Annotated in this window: 10 protein-coding genes; 6 read left to right on the forward strand and 4 right to left on the reverse strand. The window is 46.2% G+C overall.

All coding sequences use genetic code 11. The annotated features are described in order from the left end of the window. The first annotated feature begins 82 nt into the window (after nucleotides 1-82). Nucleotides 83-382, forward strand: coding sequence for a PTS fructose transporter subunit IIB (locus KIV41_RS13570; RefSeq protein WP_005432059.1), 300 nt, complete (start codon nucleotides 83-85; stop codon nucleotides 380-382). A 12-nt stretch (nucleotides 383-394) separates the two neighbouring features. Further along, on the forward strand, nucleotides 395-1,171 hold the full coding sequence (locus KIV41_RS13575) for a PTS sugar transporter subunit IIA (RefSeq protein WP_038885481.1): 777 nt from the start codon (nucleotides 395-397) through the stop codon (nucleotides 1,169-1,171). Between the two features lie 17 nt (nucleotides 1,172-1,188). On the opposite strand, the gene KIV41_RS13580 is transcribed toward KIV41_RS13575, so the two are convergent. Further along, nucleotides 1,189-2,031, reverse strand: coding sequence for a helix-turn-helix transcriptional regulator (locus tag KIV41_RS13580; RefSeq protein ID WP_005451367.1), 843 nt, complete (start codon nucleotides 2,029-2,031; stop codon nucleotides 1,189-1,191). A 382-nt stretch (nucleotides 2,032-2,413) separates the two neighbouring features. On the opposite strand from KIV41_RS13580, the gene KIV41_RS13585 reads away from it, so the two are divergent. From KIV41_RS13585 to KIV41_RS13595, 3 genes are all read left to right on the forward strand, one after another. Beyond that, on the forward strand, nucleotides 2,414-4,321 hold the full coding sequence (locus tag KIV41_RS13585) for a fructose-specific PTS transporter subunit EIIC (protein ID WP_029856912.1): 1,908 nt from the start codon (nucleotides 2,414-2,416) through the stop codon (nucleotides 4,319-4,321). Between the two features lie 77 nt (nucleotides 4,322-4,398). Then, a complete protein-coding gene (gene manA / locus KIV41_RS13590) occupies nucleotides 4,399-5,631 on the forward strand; it encodes a mannose-6-phosphate isomerase, class I (RefSeq protein WP_285336670.1) in 1,233 nt (410 codons plus the stop codon). A gap of 201 nt (nucleotides 5,632-5,832) precedes the next feature. Next, nucleotides 5,833-6,768 (forward strand): ADP-ribosylglycohydrolase family protein, encoded by a 936-nt coding sequence (locus KIV41_RS13595; protein WP_252042499.1) that lies wholly within the window; start codon nucleotides 5,833-5,835, stop codon nucleotides 6,766-6,768. Nucleotides 6,769-7,235: 467 nt separating this feature from the next. On the opposite strand, the gene KIV41_RS13600 is transcribed toward KIV41_RS13595, so the two are convergent. The 3 genes from KIV41_RS13600 to norV are packed head-to-tail and all read right to left on the reverse strand — an operon-like array spanning nucleotide 7,236 to nucleotide 10,278. Continuing rightward, nucleotides 7,236-7,574: a DUF1971 domain-containing protein gene (locus KIV41_RS13600; protein ID WP_010452766.1), complete on the reverse strand. Its 339-nt coding sequence runs from the start codon at nucleotides 7,572-7,574 to the stop codon at nucleotides 7,236-7,238. Nucleotides 7,575-7,616: 42 nt separating this feature from the next. Continuing rightward, on the reverse strand, nucleotides 7,617-8,765 hold the full coding sequence (norW, locus tag KIV41_RS13605; protein ID WP_285336671.1) for an NADH:flavorubredoxin reductase NorW: 1,149 nt from the start codon (nucleotides 8,763-8,765) through the stop codon (nucleotides 7,617-7,619). A gap of 10 nt (nucleotides 8,766-8,775) precedes the next feature. Then, a complete protein-coding gene (gene norV / locus KIV41_RS13610; protein ID WP_285336672.1) occupies nucleotides 8,776-10,278 on the reverse strand; it encodes an anaerobic nitric oxide reductase flavorubredoxin in 1,503 nt (500 codons plus the stop codon). A 190-nt stretch (nucleotides 10,279-10,468) separates the two neighbouring features. On the opposite strand from norV, the gene norR reads away from it, so the two are divergent. Further along, complete coding sequence (norR, locus tag KIV41_RS13615; protein WP_285336673.1) at nucleotides 10,469-12,001, forward strand: nitric oxide reductase transcriptional regulator NorR; 1,533 nt, start codon at nucleotides 10,469-10,471, stop codon at nucleotides 11,999-12,001. Nucleotides 12,002-12,004 lie beyond the last annotated feature (3 nt).

The following is a 12,004-nucleotide window of genomic DNA, read 5'->3' on the forward strand; positions in this document are numbered from 1 at the left end:
AGCTCTTGTGATTATCTGCTTTAAATCCATCTTTTCGACGACCACTATGCTAATATCCACAAAAATATAAAGTGGATAGAACATGAAAATCGTAGCGGTGACAGCGTGCCCTACAGGCATCGCTCATACCTATATGGCAGCAGATGCTCTTATGAAAGCTGCGCCTAAGCATAACGTACAAATTAAGGTCGAAACGCAAGGTGCGATGGGTATTGAGAATCAGCTCACTCCCCATGACATTGCACAAGCAGATCGAGTCTTAATTGTGTCCGATATCGAGATTGAACAGCCAGCTCGCTTTGAAGGCACTAACAAAATCCAAATCCCAATTGAAGACGTGCTACTTAATGTTGATAAGGTGTTCCTTGTACACTGTCGATGATACTCTTTGCAGATGAACGAATACCAGATTACCTTTTTTGTCGATGATATTAATGCTAGTGCTCATATCGCACAGCCCCTCAATCGCGTCGCCAAAAAGTTCAAAAGCACCTTACACATCATCAACATAACCCAAAACCGCATCGCTGAACTTACCAAGTCAGTCGCGGTTTTACAGGTCGGCTTGCAACAAGGCGACCTGTGCCAAATCACTGCCATCGGTATTGACGCCGAGCTTGCCTGTTTCGTTATCAAAGACATCATCGCCGAAAACTTTACTGTTGTGGGTTCCCACATCAATTACGAGTTCTCAAGCCAACTTGCCGGGCGACTTCCGCAAATTTGTCCGCCGTGTGAAATCCAATGGCATTACGCCAAAGCACACACCGAGCTCACCAAGTTCGAATGCTTGAAAGGCTTGGCTCAGCTTATTCATCCAATTCACCCAGACGAACTCATTCTCGCCTTTATCAAACGCGAAGAACGCTCTTCAACTGCCGTAACTCCGGGTATTGCCCTACCCCATGTGATGTTCGAAGGTGTAGAACACATTTCCATCGCGGTTATCGCCAACGAAATCCCAATGGATTGGGCGTCCAAAATGGGTGAAGTTCATCTCGCCATAGCACTGGTGATGCCAGCTAAGCCCACTCGAGAACAAATCATCGCCGCCACCAACCTAACCCGCAACCTGCTCACTGACCAAATGGCGGAGCGTTTACTGCTAACAAAAAGCAGCGTCGACTTACAGGCGCTTCTGATGTACGCCATGTCGAGGCTGCTTGCTTAATCTTTACAATGTTATCCTTAAATTGAACCGCGATATTCCGTCGGCGTTCTGCCCGTTCGGTTCTTAAAGACCCGGCAAAAGTAGTTCACATCTTTGAATCCACAGCGCACCGATACCTCATTCAACTTAAAGTTGTATTTCTTGAGCATAAACTTCGCGCGGTCTACCCGTACCCACGTAATGTAATCGGCTAACGTCATGTGACCTTGCTGACGGAACAAACGCGACAAATGGTTAGAAGAGATGCTGAACCTCGACGCAATACTGTCACGCGTTATTGGGCGGTGGAAGTTCTCTTGGATGTAGATACAAATACCCTGATACAGGTCTTGCACTCGGCTGTGCGCCTGCGTCTCAATAGGCGCATCTAACATCGACTTAGCGTATTGCAACAAGGCTTGTAGCAACAACTCATCCATTGGCTTCTTATTACACTCACGAGCCAATGAACTCAGCGCTTCCAAGATATTATCAATGGCAAATCCAGAACGAGTTTGAATACTGTGTTTTTGGATATCGTAAAAGCTCGCTTCCCCTTTACGTTTGGACACAAGACTCAAACCCAATTGACGGCGACCAAAGAGAATACTCAATACCGAGCAATCTGTGTCCCAGTCAGGTTTATTCCAGCAGTTTGGCGGAATAAATATCGCATCACCGGTTTTCGCTACGATATGCGTCACTTTGCGATCATGACTTTCCATTTCATTAATATATTCACCAGACAAGACCAATTCTAATCGAGGGAAGTTAACCTGATAACTAAATTCAGGGGGTGTATGAAAATCACCAGCAAACCATATATTGTGGAATGGTTCTCTCTCGTTTAATACTGATGAAATCAAATCATGAAAAATCATTTTACGTACTCTTAAACACGCATCCATGATGCTATACCTATAGATATACACCCTACTGGATTTTTGTGCTATTGAGCAAAATCACACTTCCATTTCAAGGTTACAAAAATCTAGTTAACGCATCAATAATCCAGTCTAACAAATCATCAACAAAGCCCTCAAACCCTTATATATTGGAGCAATAACACATTTTACTTATCATTCACCTGCCACCACATAATGTCACAGATATGCAGTAAGTTTATCCAATAGACGATCTACATCACACTCTAGTCGGGCGGTTACAATCGTCCAGTAAATGCATTTTTTCTTCACTACTGTCTCCACTTGGTTAATTTCAAAATACCCCTGAAATAAAAATTATATTTATAGGGGTTCGACAATGATCACCAAACTAATAAATGAAGACTTGATTAAGCTTGATCTTCAAGCGACTTCAAAAGAAGACGTATTTAAAGAACTGGTTGCAGTTCTACACGCCCAAGGTCGTATTTCAGACCAAGAGCAATTTCTAACAGATATAAAAGCACGTGAAGAATTAGGTAATACCGGATTTGAAGATGGCGTAGCTATCCCACACGCAAAAAGTGCAGCAGTCATCGAACCAGCGGTTGTGATCGGCGTAAGCAAATCTGGTATCGAATACGGCGCGGAAGACGGTTTGCCTTCAAAACTGTTCTTCATGATCGCTTCTCCAGACGGTGGCGATAACCACCACATCGAAGTACTTGCAGAGCTGTCTTCAAAACTGATTGAAGATGGTTTTATTGATGCGTTCTTAGGTGCAGCAAACAGCCAAGACGCACTGGCACTCCTACTTGCTAAAGAAGAGCCGCAAGCAGTGGCAGACGCACCAGCAAACCAAGGTTTCATCATTGGTGTTACTGGTTGTCCTGCAGGCGTTGCACACACTTACCTAGCGGCAGAAGCGCTTGAGAAAGGTGCAGCAGCGATGGGTTACGAAATCAAGGTTGAAACGAATGGTTCAATCGGTGTGAAAAACAGCCCAACCGCAGAAGAAATCGAGCGTGCAGATGCAATCATCGTAGCGTGTGACAAACAAGTCGACATGAACCGTTTTGCGGGCAAACGCGTGGTTAAAACCAACGTTAAAGCCCCTATCCGCGATGCACAAGGTCTGATTAACGAAGCGTTAAGCGCTCCAGAATACCAAGCAGATGCAAGCAGCAATGCGCAAACTTCTGTTGCAAACAAAGCCTCTCAGGCTCGCTCTGACCTTTACCGCTACTTGATGAACGGCGTATCACACATGATCCCATTCGTTGTCACGGGTGGTCTGTTGATTGCACTTGCTCTTGCAGTCGGTGGTCAGCCAAGTGAAGCGGGCATGGCTATTCCTGAAGGCAGCATGTGGAACCAAATCCTCAACGTTGGTGTAGTTGCCTTTACGCTGATGATCCCAATCCTAGCCGGTTACATTGCTTACGCGATTGCTGACCGCCCTGCTCTTGCTCCTGGTTTGATCGGTGGTTGGATTGCAAACAACGGTTCTTTCTATGGCGCAGAAGCTGGTACAGGCTTTATCGGTGCCATCATCGCTGGTCTGCTTGTGGGTTACTTCGTGAAGTGGATTACGTCGATTAACTATCACAAGTTCATTCAACCTTTGGTGCCAATCATGATTGCACCAATCACAGGTTCGCTATTCATCGCTGGTCTATTCATTTTCGTTATCGGCGCGCCAATCGCAAGCCTAATGGACGGTTTGACTGCGCTACTAACGAGCATGAGCACAGGTAACGTCGTTCTACTGGGTATTGTACTTGGTGGTATGGCTGGCTTCGATATGGGTGGTCCATTCAACAAGGTCGCATTCCTATTCTCTGTGGGCATGATTGCGAGCGGTCAAACTCAATTTATGGGTGCGATGGCGTGTGCAATCCCTGTTGCACCTCTAGGCATGGCACTGGCAACGGCGCTTGGTCGTAAGTTCGACCTGTTCGAAGAATCAGAAACCGAAGCGGGCAAAGCAGCTGGTGCAATGGGTCTGGTTGGTATCTCTGAGGGTGCGATTCCGTTCGCAGCGCAAGATCCAATGTCAGTGATTCCTGCAAACGTACTTGGCTCAATGGTAGCGGCAGTAATGGCGTTCTCATTCGGCATTACCAACAGTGTTGCTCACGGCGGTCCAGTTGTGGCTTTACTTGGCGCGATGAACCACCCAGTACTTGCTCTGATTTGTATGGCAGCTGGCGCAGTAGTTACCGCAGTAACGTGTGTAACTCTGAAGAAAGTTCGCAAAGCAAAAATGATGCAAGCAGCCGCTTAATCACCCCTACCCCCAAATGGCTCCTATGGCTTGGGCAATGTCGCCCAAGCCATGATTTTCTCTCATGGTGACACTCTATGTCTGATTTAACGATGTCCGATACACAAACGATTCAAACTCAAGCTAAGCATCCGATGTTTTTCCTGATGAACAACGTGATTCAAAACTACGCTTGGGGCAGTACTACTTCTGTTAACCAACTGTTTGGCATTGAAAACCCAACGGGCGAACCACAAGCAGAAGTATGGATGGGCGCGCATCCAAACGGTTGCTCATTGGTGATGGTAAACGGTGAGGAGACCAAACTGTCTTCACTGATTGCTCAAGACATGAATGCCTTTCTGAGTGAAGAAGTCACAAACCGTTTTGGTGAACTTCCATACCTGTTTAAAGTGCTTGCCGCTGAGAAAGCACTGTCGATTCAGGTTCACCCAAACAAACAGCAAGCAGAATTAGGCTTTGCACTGGAAGAAAAACAAGGCATTCCCTTAACTGCTGCAAACCGTAACTACAAAGATCCAAACCACAAACCTGAATTGGTTTACGCGCTAACCGAATATCAAGCGATGAATGGCTTCCGCCCAACCAGTGAAATCATCAGCTTCTTCTCTGAACTGGCGATTCCTGAGCTACAAGGCTTGGTGGATGACCTTCTCGCAAACCAAACGCCAACGGGCTTGGCGACCTTCTTCTCGGGTCTACTGTCACTAGAAGGCGAACAGAAAGAGATGGCGTTGATGGTGCTATTGGCTCAAGCTCGCATCACCGACTTACCTCTGTTCAACCTGATTCTTGAACTAGAGAAGCAATACCCTGGCGATATTGGTTTGTTTGCACCACTGATGCTCAATGTGATTACCCTACAACCGGGTGATGCCATGTTCTTGGATGCAGAAACGCCACACGCTTACTTAAAAGGTACAGGTCTTGAGATCATGGCAAACTCAGACAACGTACTGCGCGCGGGTCTGACACCAAAATACATGGACGTGAAAGAGCTCGTTGCATGTACACGCTTCAACGAGAAGCCATTCGACAGCTTATTGCTTGCACCCAATGAAATCGACGACATGTTGGAATACCCAATCCCTGTCGACGATTTCAAATTCGCTATCGTTAAGCAAGCTCACCAGCGTACTCTAGAAGTTCAAACCGCTGAGATCCTCATGCCTCTGGATACCAAGCTTGTGCTAACTCACGCAAACGGCGAAACGTGCGTGGTTGAAAAAGGACAATCAGTTTTCATTCCGGCTTACGCAAAACAGGTCACTTTGGATTGTGAAGGTCGTGTCGCACGCGCTTACAGCTAATCGTAATTATTAATAGTACACCCCTAAAACCAACGCCTCGCCACTCGCGGGGCGTTTTGCTTTTAACCCTAGTCTTTTTAACCCTAGTAAAGCAATGGTTAATTGAGCACTATAGTCTTGATCCAAAACAGAAAAATTTCCCTACAAAACCAAGAAACTGTGTAAGACTTATTGAGTAGCCCTGTTGATAAAGGTGGCAAGATGACTCATAGAAACGCTCGCTCTCTTCATGCCATTATCGGCGCACTCGTCGGTGATGCAGCATCTCTCGGATTTCATTGGCTTTACGATCAAGAACTCATCAGGCAGTTTGGTTCTCCGCATCCCGAATTTCATCAACCTAACCGAACTGAATACCATGACAAAGGTTATTTTGCCCACGGTAACAAACAAGTCGGTGATCTCACCCACTATGGCGCACAGCTTGTTGCCATGTTAGACGCTCTAGTTCAAACCGGACACTACGACGAGGCGCGTTACATTCGCTCCTTTCGAGAGTGGTTTGATTTTGGCGGTAAATGGCAGGGCTACACAGACAAACCGACTAAACAAACACTGCTCAACATTCATGAGTTGGAAGACAAAGAATTACGCGTAACTTTGTGCGGGGCTGACGACACACAGAACCCAGCATTATCCAAGCTTCCGCCGTTGGTGGCTTTTCACTCCGATGATGACAAACTCGCTAAACTGGTTGATTCCGCGGTGCGGGTTACCAATAACAACGACACCGCAGTTATGTATGCCCAAGCTGTCGCAGTGATGATTCAGATGGCGTTGCAAGGCGCTGCGCCCAAAGCGTGTGTGATGGCAGCTCAGACGGTTTCTCCGACGATTGCCAACGACATTCAACGTGCAGAAGCGATGAGCGGCAGAACCGCCACCAGCGTTGCGGAGTCGATTGGGATGCATTGCGGTTTAGACGCTTCGTTTGTGGTGATTTGTCATTTGTTGATGAATTCCGAAAGTTACGAAACCACCATGCGTGAGAACATTTACTGTGGCGGCGATTCAAGTGGACGAGCTATACCGCTAGGTGCCATTCTTGGGGCAAGTTACTACGACACACCAATGTCGATTCCAAATCACTGGATGGATAAAACATCGCTTCCTCGTCGTTTATTGCAGTGTTTATAGATGCAAAGAAACACTTATTAACACACGATTCCCTGAAGACAGAAAAAAGCGATATCAATATTGATATCGCTTTGGATAAGGTTGCTAGACCAGTAAATATTCCGGAAAAATCGATCGGACCCCTCCATCTCTCTAAACGGATATTAATAGCCCGGCACAAGCAACAAACCTAAAATCACTTTTACTCTTTAACCGTTCCCAACAGCCTCTATGTTGAGAGATACGCTGTTTTAGCTAGCTCGAACGGTCACTAAACTATGTTATAACATAACACTTATTTCATTAGTGAGTAGCGATTGCTTAGTGATAATAGTCACAAAATAAACTCATGAATGGCTTAAAGCCCCTACCTCAGAAGCAAATAAAGAGCAGAGACGAATCTCTGCCCTTTTACTTAGCTTAATGAATAAGCTTGATAGTAAACGCCTCTTCCCGACAAATTAGCGCTGTATTAACTTCTGTATGCGTTATTTCTTCGTGTGGAACATCGCTTGTCCACTCTTGTCTTTATTCGACCAAAAATTGATGTTGAACTGAGCATCATCACTCATCTCAATACGGTGCCAATATTGCGGAGGGCTGGTAGCAAACTGGCCTGCATTAATCACCACCATCACTTCTGCTTCTGTAGCATGTTCATCAGCAAAGCCGTAGTAAGTCACTTGCCCTTCCATGACGCACAGCTGTCCAAATACACCCTCAGCAGTATTGTGATGAGTCAGTAGCGCTGGTGGTACATTCTCTTTAGTGAAGAAAGGCGTTGAACGTTGAACGGTCCAGTCTTTAGGAATTCGTAAATGCGACATAATGATAACCTCTCTAATTACAATTCTTTTCGTTTAAATCAGTCAAGCCTGACCGGCTTGAGACAACTCTCTAAGTAATGGAAATGCTTGCGTAACTTGTTCTCCCGTCACGACGAAGCCCATGAGTCGGCTATTTTCATCTTGTGCTTTCGCGGCAATGCCAGTTTGAGAAATCTGCACACTCCAACTCGTCACCGAACTGAAATCACCCGCCAATTGAATTGGATAACTCGGTGTTTTGACCTTTACCATCATAGGCGGAAGCTTCAACTCAGCTTCCTGTCCCAATAGTTGCTTGCCTAACACATTGGCGCTTAGCACGATTGGTTGGAGATACGGCATCATTCGGCCTTGAATCTCAGCACAATCACCTAATGCAAACACATTGGCTACTGATGTCTGTAATCGAGCATCCACCTCAATGCCTTTATTGACACGCAACCCACAAGCCTTCGCTAACCAAGTGTTAGCACGTAGACCCGCCGCTGAAATCACTACATCGGCTTCGATTGCTTTACCTTTGCTCAAGCTTGCCACCAGCGAATCATCTGAGTGATTGATCGCGACAACCCCAGTCTCCAAGGCAAGTTGAATACCTTGCTGCTTAAGTTGGTTCTCCAGCGGCAATGCGACGAATTCAGGAATCAAGTTAGCGAGCAAACGGGGATTTGGCTCAACCACCGTAACCGCTTTACCACTGGTTGCGAGATCCATGGCGATCTCGACGCCGATCAAACCACCACCCATTACTAGAATTCGTTTCGCACGACTGATTTGCTCTTCCGCTAATTGATATTCTTGTAGCGAGTTCAGCGTTATCACCTCAGGTGCTGCATCACCAGATATTGGCGGCACAAAGGCTTTCGCGCCTGTCGCAAAGACCAGTTTGGAGTAAGGATAGGTTTGGCCGTTGGCTACCACTTGCTGGGCTTGCACGTCGACATGCTCAATCATGGTATGGGCGAACAGTTCGATGTTGTGTTCCTGTGCAAACGCCTCACCACTTTTAACCACTAAGTCTTGGGCAGTTTGTTTGTTACTGAATACATGACTCAAATCAGGCTTGTTGTATTCCGCGCCATCATCAGCAGTAAACACTTGCAGCGGAATATGTGCGTCCAATCGACGCACTGTTTTCACCAATTGGTAAGCCGCAAATCCGCTACCAATAATCACAATAGGTGCTTGCATATTCGCCCCCTTACCCGTTGTATTCGACAAAGACGTCTTTACCCAAATGGCATTCTGGGCACAAGAAGTAATCTGGCACTTCCGACCAAGCTGTACCCGGTTCAACACCTTGGTTAGGCTCGCCTTGAGCTGGGTCGTATACCCAATTACAAACGGTGCAAACCATGCATTGGCAATCTGCTGGATGCGCCTCTGTACTAGGGTTGCTAGGAGCAGCATCTACTACCGCTTGTGTTGTCGCTGGCGCAGCGGGTTGTGATTGAACTTGTGGTGCGGACGAAGTAATCGCCGGAGCAAGAACAGGACTAGTCAGGTCATGCTTTGCCCACAATTTCGCGATGTTCTGACCATGTTCGCGACATTCACGCATCGCTTTACCATCTGGTCGCCATTTGGTTTTCAGACTGACTGCAGTTTCAAAGCCTGCATCAGTTAATCGAGCGTGGATACGGTCTACCGCACCACCATTCCAACCATAGCTACCAAATGCAGCGGCTTTTTTAGCTTTAAAACGTAGACCAGTAATTTCTTCTAGCATGCCAGCGATCTTAGGCATCATGACGTTGTTCATGGTAGAAGAACCAACCAAGATGCCTTTTGAGCGGAATACGTTGGCGAGAATTTCATTCTTATCATGCTTAGAGACATTGAAGACTTTGACCGCCACGCTAGGGTCGACATCATGAATGCCTTGCGCGATAGCATCCGCCATCATTCGGGTGTTGTTTGACATAGAATCGTAGAAAATCGTAATGCGATCTTCTTGATAATTGTCTGCCCACGCCAAGTATTGCTCGATGATTTGAACCGGATTATCACGCCATACAATACCATGTGACGTGGCGATCATGTCGACAGGCAAATTGAAGCTCAGCACTTCTTTGATTTTGGCGGTTACCAAACTGCTGAATGGCGTTAGGATGTTTGAGTAGTAACGCAAACACTGTTCCATCAACTCATTTTGGTCCACTTCATCATTAAATAAGCGTTCATCGCAGTAATGCTGACCAAATGCATCATTACTGAATAACACCGCATCGCCAGTTAGGTATGTCATCATGCTGTCTGGCCAATGCAGCATTGGAGCTTCCACGAACACCAATTGCTTACCGTTACCAATATCGATGCTATCGCCCGTTTTTACGGTTTTGAAGTTCCACTCAGGATGGTGGTGATGACCCACAATCGAATCAATCGCCGCTTCTGTACAGTAAATTGGCGTGTTCGGAATCTTCTCCATTAATGCCGACAATGCACCTGAGTGATCTTCTTCAGCATGGTTTACTACGATAAAGTCGATAGACTTAAGGTCGATTTCCATTTCTAAATTTTGGATGAATTGTTGACTGAATCGATGATCGACCGTATCAATCAGTACGGTTTTTTCTTCACGAATTAGATAACTGTTGTAGCTGGTACCTTTTGTCATTTTGTATTCTGTACCGTGGAAGTCTTGAACTTCCCAATCGCGTTGACCTACCCAGTGAATGTTGTTTTTTACGTGAATTGTCATAATTACTACCTTGAATGACGGGATAAACAAAAATAATTTCTTCTTGTATTGCACTGGGCGTGCCAACTTTTAATTGCTATACATTTCAATACTTTAATTCAAACCCAACTTTAACAACTGTCATTTAGACATAGTTGAAAATTGTCATTAAGACACTACAATAGTCATATTGACACAATCGGTATTGGCTATGACTTCTTTAATCGCGCAATGGCTACACATCACGCAAGACCTTAACTCGGCGCTCACTCAACAGGCTCGCTTTGATACGTTATTAACCACGATTCGAGAGGTATTGAAGTGTGACTCTTCTGCCCTGCTTTTGTATGAAGACCAGCACTTTAAACCTCTAGCGATCAATGGATTGGCGAAAGAAGTGCTTGGACGCCGTTTCTCCATTGAGCAGCATCCAAGATTAGAAGCCATTGCCCGAGCTGGCGACATCGTGCGCTTTCCCTCTGACAGCGACTTACCTGATCCTTATGATGGCTTGATCCCAAACCACGAAGACAAACTCCATGTCCATTCGTGTATTGGCTTACCTTTGCTGATAGACGATCAACTGATTGGCGCAATAACTATCGATGCCTTCGACCCCAACCAGTTTGATGGGCTACGCAACCAAGAGTTACGTTTTGTCAGCGCATTGGCAGCAGGTGGCTTGCACACTGCACTCCTACTAGAGCAATTAGAAACACAAGCGAGCTTGCCACGTGATTCTTACGCTGAGAAACGCACCCTGAGCAATGAAATCATTGGTCATTCTCAAGGCATGAAAAATCTTCAAGAGCAGATTGATGCAGTCGCCGATACTGAATTGTCCGTGCTGATTACGGGCGAGACAGGAGTGGGTAAAGAGTTAGTCGCTAATGCTATTCATCATCGATCCAGTCGCTCTGGTAATACTTTGGTTTACCTAAACTGTGCAGCGTTACCAGAATCGGTTGCTGAAAGTGAGCTATTTGGGCACATAAAAGGCGCGTTTACTGGGGCCATCAGCAATCGAAAAGGCAAATTCGAACAAGCCGATGGCGGCACACTGTTTTTGGATGAAGTCGGCGAACTGTCGTTAGAGCTGCAAGCCAAGTTACTTCGCGCCCTGCAATATGGCGACATCCAACGCGTAGGTGATGACCGCCATATCCGAGTCAACACGCGCATTGTCGCTGCGACCAACCGTGTTTTACATGAGGAAGTCACAGCTGGCCGTTTCCGAGCCGACTTGTATCATCGTTTAAGCGTCTTCCCGCTTCACGTTCCACCTCTTCGTGAACGTGAAGACGATGTGGTGTTACTAGCAGGCTTTTTTGCCGAACACTTAAGAAGCAAACTGGGACTGAACAGCATTCGTTTGTCCCCCACTTTGGTGCAGGCACTTAAAGACTATTCATGGCCTGGCAACGTACGAGAACTTGAACATGTCATTAAACGTGCTGGTGTTTTGGCAAAAGCGCGTACCCACGCCATAGACATTGAGTTGGTTGAGCAAGATTTTGATATTCGAACGCCGAATCAGAACATCAAGAATGTTGAAGAAACGGAGCAAAACTCTCGGCTTGAGCTACCAGAAGGTGGATTAAAGCCTGCCACAGATGCCTTCCAAAAAGCGATGATTGTTCGAGCACTGGAAGAAAACCAAGGCAACTGGGCAGCAACGGCACGTCAGTTGGAACTGGACAACGGCAACTTACACCGATTAGCGAAGCGCTTAGGGATAAAATAGGGA

Source organism: Vibrio sp. D401a, assembly GCF_030248515.1.
Lineage (GTDB): Bacteria > Pseudomonadota > Gammaproteobacteria > Enterobacterales > Vibrionaceae > Vibrio > Vibrio rotiferianus.